General features: G+C 44.0%; 14 protein-coding genes. 2 read left to right on the forward strand and 12 right to left on the reverse strand.

Features of this window, described 5'->3' with window-relative positions; translation table 11 throughout:
• Positions 1–183 precede the first annotated feature (183 nt).
• From lysS to EGV92_RS09305, 3 genes are all read right to left on the reverse strand, one after another.
• On the reverse strand, positions 184–1,716 hold the full coding sequence (lysS, locus tag EGV92_RS09295) for a lysine--tRNA ligase (RefSeq protein ID WP_131668978.1): 1,533 nt from the start codon (positions 1,714–1,716) through the stop codon (positions 184–186).
• A gap of 212 nt (positions 1,717–1,928) precedes the next feature.
• A complete protein-coding gene (gene prfA, locus EGV92_RS09300; RefSeq protein ID WP_131668979.1) occupies positions 1,929–3,023 on the reverse strand; it encodes a peptide chain release factor 1 in 1,095 nt (364 codons plus the stop codon).
• Between the two features lie 246 nt (positions 3,024–3,269).
• Positions 3,270–4,415: a beta-ketoacyl-ACP synthase III gene (locus EGV92_RS09305; RefSeq protein ID WP_131668980.1), complete on the reverse strand. Its 1,146-nt coding sequence runs from the start codon at positions 4,413–4,415 to the stop codon at positions 3,270–3,272.
• Positions 4,416–5,136: 721 nt separating this feature from the next.
• Here EGV92_RS09305 and pnuC point away from each other — a divergent pair.
• Together pnuC and EGV92_RS09315 are read left to right on the forward strand one after the other, a co-directional pair.
• Complete coding sequence (gene pnuC / locus EGV92_RS09310; RefSeq protein ID WP_131668981.1) at positions 5,137–5,856, forward strand: nicotinamide riboside transporter PnuC; 720 nt, start codon at positions 5,137–5,139, stop codon at positions 5,854–5,856.
• A complete protein-coding gene (locus EGV92_RS09315) occupies positions 5,810–6,403 on the forward strand; it encodes an AAA family ATPase (RefSeq protein WP_131668982.1) in 594 nt (197 codons plus the stop codon). Before pnuC ends, EGV92_RS09315 begins: the two co-directional genes overlap by 47 nt.
• Positions 6,404–6,687: 284 nt before the next feature.
• Here the strand turns inward: EGV92_RS09315 and EGV92_RS09320 are convergent, their stop codons facing one another.
• From EGV92_RS09320 to EGV92_RS09360, 9 genes are all read right to left on the reverse strand, one after another.
• Complete coding sequence (locus EGV92_RS09320) at positions 6,688–7,623, reverse strand: response regulator (RefSeq protein ID WP_131668983.1); 936 nt, start codon at positions 7,621–7,623, stop codon at positions 6,688–6,690.
• Between the two features lie 80 nt (positions 7,624–7,703).
• Positions 7,704–10,061, reverse strand: coding sequence for a sensor histidine kinase (locus tag EGV92_RS09325; RefSeq protein ID WP_131668984.1), 2,358 nt, complete (start codon positions 10,059–10,061; stop codon positions 7,704–7,706).
• 262 nt (positions 10,062–10,323) lie between these two features.
• Positions 10,324–14,592, reverse strand: coding sequence for an ATP-dependent RNA helicase HrpA (gene hrpA, locus EGV92_RS09330; protein ID WP_242678677.1), 4,269 nt, complete (start codon positions 14,590–14,592; stop codon positions 10,324–10,326).
• A gap of 300 nt (positions 14,593–14,892) precedes the next feature.
• The gene (locus EGV92_RS09335) at positions 14,893–16,263 is read right to left on the reverse strand and encodes a fasciclin domain-containing protein (protein ID WP_131668985.1); all 1,371 of its coding nucleotides are present in this window, start codon (positions 16,261–16,263) and stop codon (positions 14,893–14,895) included.
• Between the two features lie 550 nt (positions 16,264–16,813).
• Positions 16,814–17,584: a hypothetical protein gene (locus tag EGV92_RS09340; RefSeq protein ID WP_131668986.1), complete on the reverse strand. Its 771-nt coding sequence runs from the start codon at positions 17,582–17,584 to the stop codon at positions 16,814–16,816.
• Between the two features lie 168 nt (positions 17,585–17,752).
• Positions 17,753–18,610 carry an HAD family hydrolase gene (locus tag EGV92_RS09345; protein ID WP_131668987.1) on the reverse strand — a complete coding sequence of 286 codons (858 nt, stop codon included), beginning with the start codon at positions 18,608–18,610 and terminating at the stop codon, positions 17,753–17,755.
• Between the two features lie 108 nt (positions 18,611–18,718).
• Entirely contained in the window at positions 18,719–19,024 is a 306-nt protein-coding gene (locus tag EGV92_RS09350; protein ID WP_131668988.1) for a hypothetical protein, read from the reverse strand.
• A gap of 13 nt (positions 19,025–19,037) precedes the next feature.
• A complete protein-coding gene (locus EGV92_RS09355; protein WP_131668989.1) occupies positions 19,038–19,622 on the reverse strand; it encodes a DUF1543 domain-containing protein in 585 nt (194 codons plus the stop codon).
• Positions 19,623–19,693: 71 nt separating this feature from the next.
• Positions 19,694–20,506: a metallophosphoesterase family protein gene (locus EGV92_RS09360; RefSeq protein ID WP_131668990.1), complete on the reverse strand. Its 813-nt coding sequence runs from the start codon at positions 20,504–20,506 to the stop codon at positions 19,694–19,696.
• Positions 20,507–20,527: the final 21 nt, after the last annotated feature.

Below are 20,527 nucleotides of genomic sequence, written 5' to 3' on the forward strand. Positions count from 1 at the left end.
CTGTATCTATTGAAGAGTGCCTGCTGCTGCATTTAATGTCCTAACTATTCTTATGAAGTCACTGCACTAAAGGCCAGCAGCAAAGCCAACTCAAACTATATCACACCTTCGATACAGTGTTATGATGACTTAACGCAGACAGAGGCTACCGTCTGCGCTCGCTCTCTACACAGTATGCCGTTACTATTCTGACTTGCGGCGCATATGCGGGAATAGAATCACATCACGAATACTGGCTGAGTCGGTAAATAGCATCACCAAGCGATCAATACCAATGCCCTCACCTGCTGTTGGTGGTAAGCCATAAGATAGAGCTTCAATATAATCAGCGTCGAAGTGCATCGCTTCATCATCACCCGCATCTTTTTCCGCCACCTGGCCTTTGAAGCGCTCAGCCTGATCTGCCGGATCGTTAAGCTCACTAAAGCCATTTGCAATCTCACGCCCACCAATGAACAGCTCAAAGCGATCGGTGATCTCTGGATTGTCATCATTACGGCGAGCTAACGGTGAGGTCTCTGCTGGATAGTCGGTAATAAAGGTCGGCTGACGAAGCTGGTGCTCGGCAGTCTCTTCAAAGATGATGGTATGCAGCTTACCAATACCAAAGACGTCTTTAACTTGCTGCTTCAAGGTATTTTGAGCATAATCTGCAAGATAATCGCGGTCATCAATACGGCTCATATCAAAGCCTTCGGCATACTTAGCAATAGCATCTTTCATAGTGAGACGGGTAAACGGCGCTTTAAGACTAATGCTCTCTCCTTGATAGGTAAGCTCAGTACTGCCTAAGATATCCGTCGCTAACTGATTGAACAAGCGCTCAGTTAAGTCCATCAAGTCATGATAATCGGCATAAGCTTGATAAAACTCAATCATGGTAAATTCAGGATTGTGCCGCGTCGAAACGCCTTCATTTCGAAAGCTACGGTTAATCTCAAAGACCCGATCAAAGCCACCGACCACCAAGCGCTTAAGGTACAGCTCTGGCGCAATTCGTAAATACAATGGCATATCGAGCGCATTATGGTGCGTCACAAATGGCCTAGCTACCGCGCCGCCCGGAATAGGATGCATCATTGGCGTCTCTACTTCCATAAAGCGCTCACCGAGCATAAACTGACGAATACCACTAATAACCTGACTACGAATGATAAAAGTCTGACGGCTCTCTTCATTGGTCATAAGGTCTAGATGGCGATTGCGATAGCGAGCCTCGACATCGGCCAAGCCATGGAACTTATTAGGCATAGGCCGTAGCGACTTGGTCAATAAATGAAACTCTTCAATATGGACGTATAAATCACCTTTACCCGAACGGCCGATATAGCCTGAAACGCCAACAATATCACCAAGATCCAATGACTTGATTGTCGCTAACGTCTCTTTATCAAGCTCTTTACGCGCGACATACAGCTGAATACGACCACTCATATCCTGAATGACGATAAACGCGCCACGGTTAAGCATCACACGGCCAGCGACTTTTACTTGTGTCTTATCGCCATTCGCAGCTTTTTCCTCAATCTCTTCTTTACTAATACCATCAAATGCCACTTGTAAATCTTTGGCATAATCTGTGCGTTTAAACTTATTAGGATACGGCTGTTTCCCCGAGGCGCTGATATCATCAAGCTTAGATTGGCGCTGGGCGATCAGCTCATTAGCGTCTTGAGGTTGCTCATTTTGGTCTTGATTGTTGGCTTGCTTAGACATTAAGATTTCCTAGTATTAAGTATAAGTTTAAATTCTTTTGTAAGACTGACATCAGAAGGTCTGCTGGCAAGAAGGCAGTCAACCTATAAATATGGTAATTTTATAAGACTTCCTGCGTGTCTGCTTATCCCGTCTTTGAGTTGCCATCTCCCGGCGCGCTGTTAATAGTCACGATAACCTTGACGCGATAGTTTATTTGACATGAGAGTTAACTACGCTTCATCACCACCGATGCTGGCCATAAGATCGGCCTGATGCTCACGAACCAGCGCATCTAACAACTCGTCAAGATCACCTTCCATAATTGAATCAAGCTTATATAGTGTCAGATTGATTCGGTGGTCGGTCATGCGCCCTTGTGGGAAGTTATAGGTTCGAATGCGCTCAGAGCGATCACCACTTCCGACCAGATCACGACGTAGCTCATCGGCGCTATCGACTTGTGCTTGAACCTTTGCTTGTTGAATACGTGATATTAGCATTTGCATGGCTTTAGCACGGTTTTTATGCTGACTTCGCTCTTGTTGACATTCAGCGACGATACCTGTTGGAATGTGGGTTAAGCGTACCGCAGAGTCAGTGGTGTTGACATGCTGACCACCAGCGCCACTTGAGCGGAAGGTATCAAATCTAATATCAGCAGGATTGATATCGACGGTGTCATCGATCTCTACCTCTGGCATTACTGCCACCGTACAGGCAGAAGTATGTACTCGCCCCTGACTTTCAGTCTCTGGCACTCGCTGGACACGGTGCGCGCCGGACTCAAATTTCAAGCGACCATATACATCAGTACCTGAGACTCGGCTAATGATCTCTTTATAGCCACCATGCTCACCATCACTGGCAGATAATACCTCCACCGTCCAGCCTTGGGTTTGCGCGTACTTTTGATACATACGGAATAAATCACCTGAGAAAATCGAGGCTTCATCACCGCCAGTACCTGCACGAATCTCTAAGAATGCCGGAACTTTATCATTAGGATCTTTAGGCAACATCATAACGTTGAGTTCTTCTTCCATATCCTCAATCGCCTGACGAGCTGTATCAATCTCCTCCTGCATCATCTCTTTCATCTCAGGATCACTAGCTTCTTTTAGCATCTCCGTTGCCTCAGCTTGGTCAGCTTCGGCCTTAAGGTAGCGCTGCCAAAGCGCGGTAATATCCCCTAAGTCACTATATTCCATTGATAGTTCACGGAATTTATCATTGTCACCAATGATTTCAGGGTCTGATAAAAGAGCGGTCACTTCTTCATAGCGATCAACCATTTGATCAAGGCGTAAGCGTAAAGATTCTTTCATAAGGGTGCTTTTATTCGGCAAATAAAATAAGACAGCGATTATAACAAACTTTGCCCCCGATGCTAAAATCCCTTTTGGTAACGACCACATTTATTAGTTTGCCGCTTTTAATCCGTCTAAAGCGGACAAAAAAAACCAAGTCAACTTTTGTGACTTGGTTTATTGGCTTTTCTTGCTTTATTAGATTTTAGTATTACGTTATCCACCAGCTTTGTAGAAATAACCGAACTGGCTTGTCATTAGGCACTATACCTTCTCTACCAGCACCGAACCAATAGAATACCCAGCGCCAAATGAGCAGATAACGCCCAAGTCGCCTGACTTTAGCTTGTCTTTATAGCGATGGAAGACAATAATTGGACTAGCGGAGCTGGTATTAGCAAACTCATCAATGACACTTGGGGCGATGGCTTTATCCGCATCACGCCCCACGACGGTACGCAATATTAAGTCCAGCATATTGGCATTGGCTTGATGCAGCCACATCATCTTAATCTGCTCAGCACTCAAGTTATTCTCTTGTAAATGCTCAAGAATGATCTCTGACACCTTAGGACAGACTTCTCGGAATACTTTACGGCCATTTTGTAAGAATAACTTATCCGTGACCGGCTCTTTAAGGTCTGGATACATCTCAGTTTGGGCCGCTAGATATTCGGCGCGGTCCATAAAGCCAAATTCATTTTTGATGTTGGTTGAAAACTGAGTAAACAGCTTTGAATCCAAGATTTTATACCCTTTTGGCTGCTCAAGCGCTTCAATAATAGTCGCTGTAGCCACATCACCGAAGATGAAATGACTGTCCCGATTGCGCCAGTTTAGATGCGCCGATGTAATTTCTACATTGACCACGGCGATACGCTTACCCAGACCTGCAGCAATCGAGCCTGCTGCTTGTGCTAGTCCAAAAGTCGCTGCACTACAAGCCACATTCATATCATAAGCAAAACCGCCTACCATACCGATAGCGTTCTGAATTTCAATCGCTACAGCCGGATAAGTTCGCTGAAAGTTCGAGCACGCTAGAATAATGCCGTCTAGATCATTAGCTTCCAGCCCTGCATCCTCTAGAGCATCTTTTACCGCAGCAACGCCCATCTCCGCCATAACCGACAGCTCTTCACCAAGCTTGCGGGCTGGAATGACAGGCGCCATGACTTCAGGGTCTAAGATGCCCGACTTTTCCATGACATAGCGCGACTTAATTCCTGAGACCTTTTCAATAAATTCGGCAGAAGAATGCTGAAGCGCGGGCATCGTCTCTGCTTCAATCTCTGCAGCATGCTGCGCGTTATAATTATCGACATACTGATTAAAGGTCGCGACCAGCTCATCATTACTTATGCTATGTGGGGGGATGAACAAACCTGTTCCAGTAATATAAATACTCATAAATGCTTCCTTGATATGGCCTAGCATAAGTTTATTACGAAATTAAGCGTTATATTAGTCACTTACTTATCTAGGTATGGTAGTAAATTAAAAATCTCAGTGAATAGTTGTATACTTAAATGCGGTCTCATTATGCCCTATTAATGCGTAACTGCTAATACCTTGTTACAAATAATTGTAAATTCAAGCATTAACAACATTCACTTTTATACAAATAAGGGCTTAGTTCAGCCTAATCAATATTAGTCACCGTTAAATTCCTCAAAAGGCCACGCCCTAGGCTAATAGGGATAGGGTTTTGAGGATTTGCGTTGTGCTAACGGCCACTTAACCCTCTAAGGTTTATACCATAGTCGGCCGAAAATAACAGAGATATCACTCGTAAATCCAACTGGGTAACTGGTAGTGGCAATTCGTTAGTCAATACTCAGGGCAGCTTTAGACTGCTAATATAAAAGCGATATTAGCGCTGTAAAGCAACTAACCTAAATAAAATAACGCCAACCAGTCGTTTATCCGATAATCTTGATAGCTGATTGGCATATAATTGATGGCTAAGAACCCGTGACAGTATATAGTCACAACGCAAAATAGTTAAGTTAGCAGAGATCATAGTATAGATCTTATGGCCACCCATAAGCCCTTTAATTAGTCTCTCCTAAGTTAGTAGTTAATAATAATAAGCAACTGATAATAGGCAGCGCAGTATTTTGGAGTGAATATGGCAGGAATTTTTGAGTGGTTATTTGGGCAGTACGCCAGTTACCAACCCCTTTTTATTGGACTTGAACTCATTGCGGTGGTGTTTGGTATCGCCAGCGTACTACTGGCACGAAAGACCAATATTTTAGTCTATCCCGTCGGTCTTATTAGTACAGGACTATTCGTTTACCTGCTGTGGGAGTGGCAACTGTTCGGTGATATGCTTATCAATGCCTATTATACCGCAATGAGCCTGTATGGCTGGTATAACTGGTCCAAGCACCAAGACATTGAGCATACAGGTGACGTCACTATTGAGTGTATCCAAAAGCGCGATATCCCTATGATGCTGACGCTAGCGGTCGTATCAGCTGCCTTTGTGGCCTTAGTCTATTATCTCAGACCCGTGATTAATAATGGCTTTAGCTTTGATGGTGTGGTACTTGGATTGCACCTATTTACTTGGGTCGACTATACCGATATGTTTACTACTGCGCTGTTTTTGATCGCTATGTATCTTATGGCCAGTCGCAAAATTGAAAACTGGCTGGTGTGGATCGTCGCGGATGCTATATCAGTACCGATGTACTTCTATAAAGGCTACACGTTTACCTCAATACAATACGTGGTGTTCACCTTGATCGCAATCTGGGCTTACTATGAATGGAAACGACGCTATCATCAGCAAGTTAATGACCACGGTATCTCGCCAGCAACCCTTAACGCAACGAACGCCTAGCGACCTTATTAATGTCGCAATCTTAGGCGCAGAGAGCACCGGCAAAACCACCCTTTGTCAGGATCTAGCTGTCCACCTCAACTGTAAGTGGGTAGCAGAATTTATGCGACCCTATCTCCAGCAGAAATGGGATAACGAGCATAAGACGTGCGAATGGGAGGATTTATTACCTATCGCGCGAGGTCAGATAGCGCTTGAGAATAGCCTAGCACAGCAGAGCGCTGACTATCTATTTTGTGATACTAGTTTGTTTGAGTTAATGGTCTATGCCAATTGGTATTACGGTAAATGCCCTGCAGCGATTACTGAGGCTGCCCTAGCCCATCACTACGATCTCATTTTATTAACTGAAGTCGATGTGCCTTGGGTGGCTGATGATTTGCGAGATGCTCCACATGAGCGAGAGCAAATTACTGCAAGCTTTGCTGAAGAGTTAACCCAGCATGGCAAAGCGTTTCGACGTATTGGCGGAGATCGTGAGACTCGCGTTACTCAGGTGGTTAACTGGTTAGCAGAGTTCGCAACTGAGTCTCACCACGATGCATAACCGTTATAACCTTGATAATAAGAGCGATAACAATGATAACAACACAAGCATCATTTAGACTCATTACTGCTATGAACTGTTATAGCTAACTGCCCTTATACGGGCAGGGATAGAGACTCTGTAACCTTTCAAATTACTCAGAGTCTTAGTATCACTTTATCCCTTTTAGATTGAATCAACCATAGAGACTTTTTTATTGTTTACCGTTAGATAGTTTATTTTTGCTTAGGCTATTTGGTAATCTAATTTACCTGTGTTAATATCCTTAACCTCTTTTAATCCACTTAAGCCTCCTTGCCCCATCGCCATTTACCCAGCTTAGATATGCCAAGCTTAGAGAAGAAGCCTTTAAGCTTATCCGATAGGTTAAAGCCTTCAACCTCTGGCGCTTCTTCGACATGATGACGGGCAGCAAGGATGGGCTGCTGAACCATCTTTTGATGGTGCTGATAAGCACGCTCGAGGCTGATACCCATAATGGTGAGGTTGGTCGGTCTTGGTAAACAGCGATAAATCTGGCCCTTATTAATCAAGTCGATAATCATATAGGCGTCTTTAAACTCAGTCAGCATGAGCACCATAAGGTCAGGCTGAATGTTTTTAAGGGCATAAACAATTGGTGCGATGTTATCACCATTAAGGGTCACATCGGCAATGGCCACACTGAATTGTTTGCGCTGTAATAAGTCTGACGCCTCTTCTAAGTTACTGGCCCAGCTGACTTTAAAGTTCGGCTCAAAATGATTTTTTATCTGCCGATAGACCTCTTTATCATCGTCTAACACCAAGACATTGCGATTGCCCTTGGTATTGACCGCTTCAGTTACTTCGTGGTCGATATCTTTAGTTTGCTGAGCAATCTCAGTGGCCTTATTGACGACCCTTTTAAGCTCATCATTCTGCCAAGGTTTGGTGATATATCGGTATATCTCCCCTTCATTCACCGAGTCGATTACCGCATTTAAGTCGGCATAGCCAGTGAGCAAGATACGGATAGTATTTGGCGAAGCGTCTTTGACCTCACGCAGCACCTCAGTACCTTGCTTATCAGGCATACGCTGATCGCTAATCACCACTTTTACATCATTGTCTCGAACGTAGCTGACCAGCTCATCAGGATCGGTCGTGGTAAAGACGTCATGAGTCTGACGAAAGTGCATTTTTAGACTGCGTAAAATACGCTGCTCATCATCAATAAAGGCTATTTTTGGCTTTTCCATAAGTAAATCCTTTTGTTACATCAAGTTATAAAAGCATAGGTTTTAGGTGCAGTACCATGACAGCTGCTGCGCCTATCTCGCTACGCTTCAAATAAAACCTTAGTTGTAGCCGCATCTTTACTGGTGTTATGCTGAACTGGCAGTATTAATTCAAATCTGCTGCCTTGACCAACAGTAGACTGCGCCTGTAACTTACCGCCATGCTGTTCCATAATCTGGGTCGCAATCGCTAGACCTAACCCTGTCCCTTCACCGGCCTTTTTGGTAGTAAAGAATGGCTCAAACATACGCTCAAGCACGTCATCTGCTATACCACTACCGTTATCAATCACACTCACGCTAATCTCATTGTCACCCAGCAGCTTAGAGATAATGGTCAGCTCACCCTTTTTATCTTTTGGGATCGCTTGCGCGGCGTTATTGATAAGATTAAGAAGTACCTGATTGATTTGTGAAGGGTTGCATTTGATGGGCGGTAATTCCGCCAACTCTGTCGTGACATTGAGCGTCTTTAGATTGTTACGAGCCATGACTAAGGAGCTGTTGATGCAATCATTGATATCGACGTCTTTAACTTTGGACTCATCTATACGCGAAAAATCGCGTAGGTTTAGTACCAACTCCGAGATTTGATCGACACCAAATAGACCGTCTTTGACCAAGTCTGATAAGTCTTCACTGACTTCATCTTCCTTAATTTCCTTACAGCACACCAAGGTAGCATCAATGGCAGCATCAATCTGCTCTTGAGAGCTATTGGGGTCTTTTAAGGCCATCAAGAGCTGCTCAGTATGAGCGATTAGCTCCTCAAAACGGGTTAAGTTGTCACCGACCAGCTCGATATTACTGCGCACGTAGCCAAGTGGTGTATTGACCTCATGTGCTACTCCAGCGACCATCTGACCTAAGGTCGCCATCTTCTCAGAACGTACCAACTGCACTTGCGAGGCTTTAAGCTCATCCATCGCTTTTTGTAGCTCCTGGGTACGCTCAACGACCTTTTTCTCTAGATGAACGTTTATCTCAGCCAGTGCCCCTTCGTTTTCGACAATTCGGTCAATAAGCTGGTTGGTCTTCTCACTAATGACTTGAATCTCACTAACACTAGATTTTGGTAACTTATGGTTACCTAGAAGTTGATACTGTTGTTTTTCAATCAGCGCTCCCATATCGGCAACAGCGTTAGCCATTCGGCCCAGTGGCCGAGTAAAGTAGCTTCTAAATACCCAAGCGGTTAATAGCAAAATAGGAAGGAATCCCAAGAGCATGGTACGAACCAGCTGATCCGACAAGGCGTTAGCAACACTCACCAGATCGCTATCTGGCTTGACGACCACCATCTTCCAGTAAGTAAATGGCATGCGAAAGACAAAAGCCGTAGACTGCTTATTTAACACGCTATCATTGGGTACAGCGACGGTGTCCACCAAGTGACTATCGACCAGATTGATGGATTGATCGGTATTAAGGAGCAACAGGGCAGACAGAAGCTTTGACTCATGCTTACTAATCTTGTTCATATTGGTGGTGCTAAGAATACTGCCTGCCGCAAGGTTAAATTGACCCTCATTTTTGCTCAGCGCCTGCTCAATCAGCTTATCATTGAGGTTGTCCAAACTATTAGCAATAGGTGCAAAGTTAGGGTTGGATTCGGCAAACTGACTGACCGTAATCATCTCACCTTGAGGATTATCAGCAGTTACTTGGGTCACAAGCGACTTATCGGGGAAGGTTAAGAAGCGATTATCTAGATCTACTAAGAAAACATAACCACCGATTTTCTCTTGCCATTTGCTCATGGCTTCATCGAGGTTATCTAAGAGCAGGTTAAAGGATACGACACCATCAAAGGCCTGATTCTGACTGTTATAAAGAGGTCGAGCACAAGTCATCATCGGATAGTGGCTAATGGGGTCGACGTAAGCTCGACTCCACACACAGTGATCATGGCGCGCATACATCGCTGGAATGTACCACCAGTCGCGGTAATAGGCATTGGGCGTGATAGCGGCAGAATTATAGCTCTCGGTGGGCTGCATCACTCCGGCGCCATCACGCATCCAGACAAACGACTGACGCTCTTGACCCTCTTGATATCTATTAGGGTCAAACCAAACGCCGCCGCCGACAATCTTAGCATCGGCTTGACTCATAAGATTGCCGATGGTCTGGTAATAGATATCTTTATCTTTTGGCAGCCCACCACTTATGGCACTGGTCGCCTTAGCGAGACCATCGACGTGATTGATATTTGCCATGATGCTGTTAATGACTTCGTTACCCGTCTCTTCGATCGCCTCAGAAGTCATCGCCACAATACGCGGCTTACCTTGAGTCTCAATGACCCAGTTAACCATCAAGATAATTAACAAAAACGCCAATGTCAGTATCACTAACATTCGCGTAGTGATACTGCCGAATCGCTTCGCAATACTCATGTCCCTCACCCAATGTGCTCAAAAGTTAAAAAACCTACCCCTCAACAGACTGCATAACGATTAACAGTGAGAAACTGCCTTGTTATCAACTGTTAAGAAGAGTAGAAAATTAACTGAAAACTTCACACACAAGAATAAAACATAAATATTACAAAATGATGATAAGTGGTTCAAAAACAATTATAAGCGGTAGTCTTAATAATTTTGAACAATTCTATATCAAAAATTACCGCTTAAATGTTGGTTAAATTTATTTAAAAACTTAGTTTAACTTCTCCCAAATTTTATTCAGACGCTTTGGTGAAACTGCTATTCTAGTCTTCATCGGCTGAGCAAATAGCTGAATACGGTACTCTTCTACCATCCAGCGATAGTCGCTAATTTTTTCATCTGCCGCTCGACCTGCCAGACGTTCCATATGAATATCTAAGTCATAGACCGCGTCTAAGTCTCCCTCTAAATTATGCTCTAGGCGCTCTATACGAATCTCTAGCGCTTCTAGATAACGCGGATATTGTTGCCAATGCTCGTAATCCATGCGGTAGACAAAATCCGACAAATGTAGGTCTTCTAGCTGGTCTTCAATATCATCAATGGACTCACCAAAAACCTCTCGATCTAACATAAGAAGGCTCTGACGGATACGTTGCCAGCGAGTATAAACACTTTTTAGCAGCTTGATGACCGTCTGACCCTCTAGTAAAAAGTTCTCCAGTACTGTTTTAGCAGTACGCTCATACTCGCTATCACTCAGCGGTAGCTTTTCTGCCAAAGCTTCAGCAATCTTATCTGCGTTATCCGGTAATACCTCCTCATGTTCAAATGTAGCACCGTGCGTCTCGAGTGCGGCATCTAAGGTAGCGTCGACGACGATCGTCTTAAGCTTTTCCATATCACCAAGCGGCGCGAAGGCCAGCTTAAAGGCTTTATCTACTTGGCTGGTCAATTGCTTTTGCTTCGCGCCCAACTGATTCTTAATGAGGGTCAGTACGCCTTTTCGATGCGCTTTAAGGGCAGCCGTGACATCAGTAAACTGATGGATAGACACCGCCTCTCCAGCATCATCAGCCACAAGCGCCGCAAATTGCTTCATAACGACACCTGCACTATGACGGTTTTTGCTAAAGCGGAAGTGCTCAGGGAAGCTAGTATGCATACCATGCTGATCGGCGTCACTGGAGATCGCTTGACTGGTCTCGCTGGCATGACGCGCCTGCAAGGTCTCAAGATCACGTCCCTTTTCAATCAGGCGATTTTTATCATCAACCACGCAGATTTGCGGCTGCAAATAACGATCAATACTAGACGGATTGAAGTCTTTTGGAGTGACGCCAACGATACCGCGGCGCTGAAGAGCTTGGCACAGCTGCTTAAGTAAGCCCTGCTGTTGGCTATTTGCGCTAGTATGCTCCAATTCATCAAATAGATCATCCGCTGTATCTGGGATCGGTACTATCTGGCGGCGAATGTCTTTAGGTAGCGAGCGCAGCAGCTGTAATACCAACTCAAAACGCCATCCCGGCACACCCCATAGCAGCTCAATCGCATCTAGCTGCGGTAATGCTGCCAATGGCACACGAATAGTCACGCCATCATCTTCACTAGCCGGATCAAAAACATATTTAAGTGGTAATTTTAAATCGCCTAAATGCCAGACTTCAGGGAAGTCACCGGTGGTTGGCGCTGTCTCTTTGAGGACATCTTCGTCGGTGAAGAATAGATACTTGCTATCGGTACTCTCAACCTCTGCGCGCCAATCCTCAAAGGCTTTTCGGCTAGCAATATGCTTAGGTATTTTGTGGTCATAGAATTGATACAGCGCCTCTTCATCGACCAGTAAGTCGCGGCGACGTAGCTTGTCTTCAATGCGCTCCACATGGGCAATCTTATCCATATTGTGCTGTAGGAATGGCGCTTGCCTGCCAAGGTTACCAGTGACCAAGCCATCACGGATGAATATCTCGCGTGACTCTTCGAGATTGATCTGCTCATAGTTGGTCAGCTGCTTGGCAATAACGATTAAGCCAAATAAGCTAATCTGTGCATAAGCTTTTACATGACCGGTCTTCTTTGACCAATGTGGCTCAAAATAGTGATACTTAAGTAAGTCACCCGCTGCAGATATAATCCATTCTGGCTCAATCTTTGCGACCGTACGCATAAAGACTTGCGAGGTCTCAACAATCTCAAAAGCCATCACCCAAGCTGGCACTTGCTTAAATACTGTACTAGCAGGGAATATCTTGGCTTTTTGTTGACGTGCTGCCAGATACTCACCACGGTTTTCCGTCTTATGCGCGATGACCGATAGCAGTCCTGTGAGTAGCGCGCGATGCAAGTTGGCGTATTTGACGGCACGAAGTTGCTCGTCTTCACTGTCGATAAGATCAATAGCCACTTTCGAGTTATTGTTAAGGCCAGTGTTAGCATTATTCTGCTGGTTGGCTTTACCTTTGCTCTGATTTTTAGACGGACTCTGGGTAGCGGTTAGCTTTAGCTCCGTCACCATCTGTTCAAGCTGACGATAAGTCTTGTGCCATTCACGCAAACGCGGAAAGCTTAAATAGTGCTTTTTGGCAAATTGCTTTAACTGATTGCCCGAGAGTTTATTGCCATTGCTATTACCTTCAAATACTGCTTTCCACAGACTGAGATAAAAGAGAAAGTCTGAATCTTCTTGACGAAATAACGCATGTTTTTGATCCGCTTGCGCCCTCTTCTCCGCAGGACGCTCACGCGGGTCTTGCACTGCCAGTGCTGCTACCACAATGAGCATCTCACGCATACAGTCAAAATCGCTACCTGCGACGAGCATTCGCGCCAGCCGAGGATCGATTGGCATTCGGGCCATTTTTTGACCCGTTCGCGTCAGCTTCACCTCATTCAAAGTTTGCTTGCCGATAGGCCGCTTATTGCTGCTATCTTTTGTGGTAATAGCGCTCAGCTCACTAAGGAGCTTGCGGCCATCTTTAACCAAGCGCGAGTCAGGTGGCTCGATAAAGTCAAAGTCTTCTACTGCACCAAGACGCAAGCTTGCCATCTGCAGGATAACAGAGGCCAGATTGGTGCGTAGGATTTCAGGCTCAGTAAACTCAGGCCGACTGGCAAAGTCCTCTTCGCTATAAAGGCGGATACAAACGCCGGGAGCCACACGACCACAGCGACCTTTTCGCTGGTTGGCAGCCGCCTGCGAGATAGCTTCAATAGGTAAGCGTTGAACCCGGGAGCGATACGAGTAACGCGATATCCGAGCAAAGCCTAAATCAATAACGTAGCGAATACCCGGTACCGTAAGAGCTGTCTCAGCGACATTGGTAGCAATGACAATACGGCGACCACGTCCCGAAGGCGAAAATATACGCTGCTGTTCGGCATAAGACTGGCGGGCAAAGAGCGGTAATACTTCGGTATGACGTGGACCATGGGCGATTAAGACATCTTGCATCTCGCGAATTTCAGCTTCAGTCGCTGCAAATATCAGAATATCAGCTTGATCTGGATGACCTTTGTTATGGGCATCCTCAAAGCACTCTTCGACCGCCGCCACCACCGCTCGAGGCAAATTATCCTCAAAGTCATCATAGCTATCATCATCTGAGCTGGTCACTGGCTCATCGGTTAACGGTCGATAGCGCACTTCTACTGGATAGCTGCGCCCTTCGACATCGATGACCGGAGCCGGTATATGCTTGCGCGTTTTTGGATCATATTGCGAGAAATATCTGCTAAAGCGTCCGGTATCGAGTGTCGCTGAGGTAATAATGACTTTAAGGTCTGGACGCTTAGGCAGCAGCTGCTTGAGATAGCCCATGATAAAGTCAATATTGAGGCTGCGTTCGTGCGCCTCATCGATAATAATGGTGTCATAACGGGTCAAAAAGCGATCATGCCCAAGCTCAGCTAGCAAGATACCATCCGTCATGAGCTTGACCACAGATTTAGCCGTTCCTTGCTCATTAAAGCGAATCTTGAAGCTAACGGTCTCCCCTAATGGCTCGCCAAGCTCTTCAGCGATTCGGTTCGCCACACTACGCGCCGCTAATCGCCTAGGCTGTGTATGCCCTATCTGACCTGTAATCCCTCGTCCTGCCATCATTGCCAGCTTAGGCAACTGTGTCGTCTTACCTGAGCCGGTCTCACCTGCCACAATAATGACTTGATTATCAATAATCGCCTGAACCAGATCCTCTGCACGCTGACTGACTGGTAGATCATGGTTAAGCTTAGCAGCTAGCTCATCTGGAATGCTCTCCATGCGCTCTTGCACTGCTCGCTGCGAACGGCGTTTCACTTTTTCAAACTGTGCTTGTTTATCTTGAAGCTGTTTAGTGTTTGTTTTATTAGACTTTCGCTCCAGCTCTCTTTGCAAACGACTCAAAAAATGGCGGTCTTTGGCGAGCACTGGCAGCTCATCAAACTGCTGAGCGCTTTGAATATCATTGGTCTGTGTAACTGGTGTCACCGTATCGAGATCAATGGCGTCACTAGAGGTATTAGTATTTGGCATAGTTTTGGCGATAGAATCAGACATTGGCTTAGGCTATTTTGATGTTATAGGTTGCTAGGATATGAGGATGAATCGCGGCAGAATCAAGGGCAAGGCATTATAACAAGCTTAGGACAGTAGCGAATTAAAGAAATAGCTTGATGGCTACCACGTAGCAACAAAGCCTAGGAACATCGTAGCATTGATAATCACCTCAATGGTATCAGTCTTCTGATTGACACAAAAAAGGGAACCTAAGGCTCCCTTTCTAATTTACTATTTTTTGCCGTTCAACTATTGTCACCGCTCGACAGTTAGACGTCGGCTCTTACTGGTTTTGCTCCACTACTGAAGCGAGTCAGTAATATGAATCACGCCATTACTGGCAATAATGTTAGCCAAGACGATATTTCCTTTAATCTCTGGCAATTCTGCTGAAAACATAGTATCAGATTTGATATTACCAGAAACTGGTACAAACTTATTAACCTCACTACCATAACCCGCTACTGGCTCCAAAAAGCATTCATTGTTTGCATCGATAATGTCTTTGCCTCCAGTCTGTCCTTTAGCAGCGGGGTTCAGATCGATACACTTTTGATTGAGAGCAGCATTATTAGGGGCGAGTACTGTGTAACTAGTAGCATCCTTATCTGAACTTGCGCCCGCCACACTACCGTTAGCAGTACTAACAATATCTAAGAAGCTTCTAAATTGCTTGGTCTCTGATAGCCTCGTTAATGTCTCATCAATATCATACATCGGCGGGATAAGCGCTTGATCAATAACATGGACTACGCCATTGTTAATGGCAATATCAGTACTGGTCAAATCAACTTTGGCCTGAGCAGTATCAGCAGCACCAGCGGCTTTATTAATATTAGCCAACTGAATTGCCTGACTTGGGATTATAAAATCTGTGCCTGATTGAGTAACGAACAATGGTAATCCATTGACAGTTGGCAGATTTTTATTAAGGCTACTTGCCACTTGCGCCGCTTCTACCTTACTAGTAAGGACATGATATTGCAGTATAGATTTGAGTAATTCGGGCTTGGCTGTTAATTCATTTAGCTCAATTTTGCCACTATTATTAGTATCTAATTCAGGCATTTGAATGGTTAATATGTCTAACGTTTTATCAATGGCCTCATTGGTAGGCGCTAGTAGCGTAATATCATTCAACTGCTCAATGTCAGTACCAAGATTATTGGTACTATCGCCAGCTGTCGCTTGTAGCGCGCTCGCCAGCGTAGAGAATCTATCGTCATTCGCTAGCAGTGCTGTCAATTTGGGTGCATCGCTGGTACTGCCCTCACCTATTTTAGGTGTGGCTGACTTTTCTACTTCATCTTTGCCGTCTGATACCTTAACTTTTATTTCAGGCAATACCTTATCTGCAGCTACTGCCTCAGCGCCTTTAGTAGTCAAGCTTACAGCGCCCGTTGCACTGTCAATGGCATAGTAGCCTGTATCATTACCTGCCAGACTATAAGTCAATGTATCGCTATCTTTATCCTCACCTTGTGATTCTACGATGACAACACCCTCTACTGCTGCTTCTTTTGCTACTGTTTTTGCCGAAACAGTCAATGTTGGTGCGTGATTACCATTAGTAGCAGGGATGGTAATTTCAGTATTATCATCATCATTACAGGCAGTTAGTACTAATACAGAAGAGATAGCCATAGTTAAGAGTGCGACTTTATTTTTCATATTCAAATCCTTTGGTCAAAGCTTTAGGTTTAGTTGTCTTAATTAGGCTTACTTTATTTATCAATCAGTTGCTTATTGCCTAGCTTGTTGGTATTCACATAACTTATAACAGTGACTTATAAATAATCCATAATTAACTTTATCTCATCATCCTAAATCAAAATGATTATCATTTCAATAAAATTATTTAATTAATCTTAATTAATTTAAAGTATAAATAAATAAATAAAAAACCACTTAAACCAGCCTGTTACAGCAAATTTAAGTGGTTAATAAGCTTATAATTAGACGCACGAGAGCGAGCTGCTAGAAGCTATTATGCTACCTATAATGAAAATTGATAGAAGTCTGGGAGTATATTTTTAGTGCATTTAAGATATTGGCACGCTCATTATTGAGCCACTAAATAAAGCTAGATAAGGTAGTCGTCTCGATCAACAAATAGCAAGTGTCGAATAAGTTAGCTGAGACCCAAAGAAACACTTTGTGTGTAATCAAATTCCGCAGCTTTGAAATCATAATGGCTATTGATTAAGACCAATGATTAGGCCTAACTATGTGTTAATGCTTGCGGCGCTAATATCTCTTCAAGTTCATCCGTCATAGGTTTGAAGTTAAAGTGCTCAGGCTCCATTTGATTGATTAAGGCGATACTATCCATTGAGCTTGGCGACTCTTCACAAAAGAAATGATTAATCTCGTGACCTGTCATCGCATTGTTAAGATAAAACGTCGTATCGCCATCTTCATACTGAGTCAGTACATAATAGGTATCAGGGTCACGCATGACCAGCGTCACTGCATTGGTATGAATGGCGTAATAAGCCTCTTCTGCCGCTTGCTGAGCTTGAAGCTGTAAGCCTTGACCTTGTTGAGCAAAATAAAACTTAAGCATATAGCCGATATCACTGTTGACCACATCCATCTTCAACTGCTCGCCATCGTCCGTTATACAGCGATATATAGTGAATGGCTCATAAATACGAGGTTCGGCAGTGCTATTGTCATCCTCCACACTCTCCCACTCCATGCCCATAATAGGCGCGTTTAGTATGAGGTCTCCGTCTTTAGTACGTCTATAACCAGGTGGCACGATGATATCGGTCACATTGCTCGACTGCTGAGCTGGAGGTACACTATTTTGGTTACGGTTCATCATATTACCTGCAGTACTATCTGCAATACTAATAGAGGCTTTATCACTGCCTTCATCAGTCTTGTCAGTCAGTAATTTAAGCACCACAATAACGATTAAAATACCGATGCCAATGCCAATACCTGCACCAATCCACTTCAATAATGCTTTAATTAAATTTTGCAAATCTGACTGTCCTTGACTATTTTTTGAATTAGGATCTGTTGAACACTCAATGAAGAAGGTATTGGAGAAATTAAGTCAGCGAAAGTGAGCGAAGACAAAAGAAGCAATATAGAATTTAGCTCACTCACCGCTACAGTCTAAAAAATGTGCATAAGGCCATGATTTAATCTATACAACATAAAATTTATCCAGAACCGCTTGGATACCTCGCTCTTCTATAGACCCTGTGACTAAATCGGCGCGCTCAATAAGGGCAGGTTGACCATCGCCCATAGCCACACTACAGCCTACTAAATCAAACATCTCCAAATCATTAAGGCCATCACCAAAGGCCATGGCATCCTTAACATCAATATCGTAATGACGGCAGACATCAAGTACCGCACGGGCTTTGGAGGCATCAATAGGGATAATATCAGCACCGGTATTGTGCCAATGCACCAGCTTTAAGCCGAATTTGGCAAAGTCGATATGTTGCATTTTGTCTTTTTCATTATTAAAGATAACCGAACATTGATAAACGTCATTGCATTTATGAAAGTCGGGATCGACAATGAAATAGCTGTTTTTTACCATCAATTCTTTTATGTGCTCATGCATCGCAGACCATGCAATATAGTGCGTAGAGTCGAGCTTATAGACGACTTGCTCCTGTTGACAGATTTGCACGATTTGCTCGACTTGAGGTAGCGTTAGCGGATAGTGTTTAATTAGCGCTTCATTGCCTACTATTTTAGACTTATCACCACTGCTGCTTCGGCTCACTTTATCTGAATTACTACCATCCTTATAAAAGCTATATTGACCATTCATACAAATAACGGCATCGATAATGCCTTTATCATGTAGATCTAGAATGTCCTTTGGTAACATAGGCTTAGCACGACCTGTCGCTATTACCAATTTAATCTCAGTATGGGCTAGTCCCTGCAAAGTGGCTTGATTATGCGGGGCGATAATACCGCCTCGACTGAGAGTATCGTCTATGTCGAAAAAGATAATTTTGGGCGTGAATGAGTGGGGCATAGAGGGATTACTTTTAAAATTTAGGGACGGTTTCAACTAAAAAGTTGATTGATTAATTTTGTATCATCAATCTATATACTATTTGGTAACTATTGATTAGTAACTGCTTTAATCACTAACCGTATGGACGACTTCATTTTTATTAGCAGCGGCCAAAAAGAAGGTCTGTAACTTTTGTAACGGCAGCATAGGAAATGGCAAGTGTAACGAGAGTATTAGTCGCTCAACCGCCAGCATCTCATCAGCCAGTGCCTTGGCAATATCAGGTGAAATTTGTGGACTTTCATACAAGTTATCAATCAACCAAGTCAATTGTGGAAACTGTGCATTGTCGTGAACCTGATACAGGGTCGATACTAAATCATCAGGGATTTGGCAGCGCGCCTTTCGCATCAGGCCACTTTTGTAATACATGTCAAAGGCCATATCAACTCAACTTCTTTAATTTATTTATACTTAAGTAACCAATAAACAGCTTGTCCTGTTCAACTGGCGCGTCTTGATGACGCGTAATTTGTAAATATCCTGATGACAATAAATCATTCACATTATAAATCTCATCGATATCCACCAGCAGTTTATCATCGATGTGGGAGGCAGCATTAAAGGGGGTGTCTTTATCGTTGAAGCTATATTTTCTGTAAAATTCAGATTGCTTGGCTTGTTTAACGGCTTCGGCTTGGCTCGGCGCAACGATTAAGAGCTTATGATGATACTCTTCGAAGTCCTGCGCCAGATAACCACCTAAGTTAATAAAATATAGCTTCATATCGCTTAGATCACTCTCGGCATCAGTAGTGGCATCTTCTACCCACTCAATGCGGTAATTATCGACAGCTGTTACTGGCCGATAGGCATCAATATGCCATTTGTTCTTCACCTCGGGCCAGTGCGCATTAATAGCAGGAATAAGCTCACTTAGGTGCTCAGCAACACCAAAAAACATATCATGCTGCTCAATCAAGCGGCCTTTTGGGCGACCGCCAAGCCCTATCATAAAGAGTGTGGGCATCAAGGCTCCGGTTTATAGAAACTATGGAATAGATATAAGGTTGATGTAAGGTGTATTATTAGAATTGCTTCCTAAAAGGCTTTTACCCTCCCTGTCTGAAGCGCAAATGCCCAATCTTTTCGGTGGTTTGCAGCTGCCATTTGAGCAGCTGCTTCATGGTCATACGGTACTTTTATATGCTCAACCTGCCAGCTTTTACCTGCATCTGTTTCGATACTTTTAATAATGGCATAACTAGCGTGTGGCGAGTAAGTCTGCATCCGGTGTATTACAGGTATGTCATCCTCATAAGCGGGATAACCAACACTACCTGTATTTACGATAAGTTGCCCCGTAGATAGTGTGATAGTTCGCGGGATATGAGTATGTCCGCAGACAATAACTTGAGAGCTCTGACCGGATAACCGAGCTATTATATCGTCATCATCTCGTACCTTAGGCTCTCCACTACTCACATCTTCTAACAAATACACCATATCATCGCTAGGTGAACCGTGACACAGGTAAACATTTTCTGTCAGCTGACAGTCAAACGGTAACTTGCGCATCCAATCAATTGCTGTGTTAGGTAGCTCCGCTATGATAAATCTCATCGTGGGATTAGACATTATTTCCTCTGCACTGGCATCATAAATCTGTCGGTCTTGATTACCGCGAATGGTAACGATAGGCTCAAGATACCGCTCTTGATGCGCCATTAATAACTCATATGTGGCTTTGGGGGCAATCGGTCCATAAAGAATATCGCCAAGGTTGACGACTTGCTTGATACCTCGTCGGTTAATATCTGCGAGTACAGCCTCTAGAGCGAATACATTACTATGGATGTCAGAAAGCGCAGCAAAGCAGGTGGGATTACTAAAGTTACAATTGATAGCAGTCATATGTCCTACATTTTATTGTCA

This window comes from Psychrobacter pygoscelis (genome assembly GCF_004335015.1).
Lineage (GTDB): Bacteria > Pseudomonadota > Gammaproteobacteria > Pseudomonadales > Moraxellaceae > Psychrobacter > Psychrobacter pygoscelis.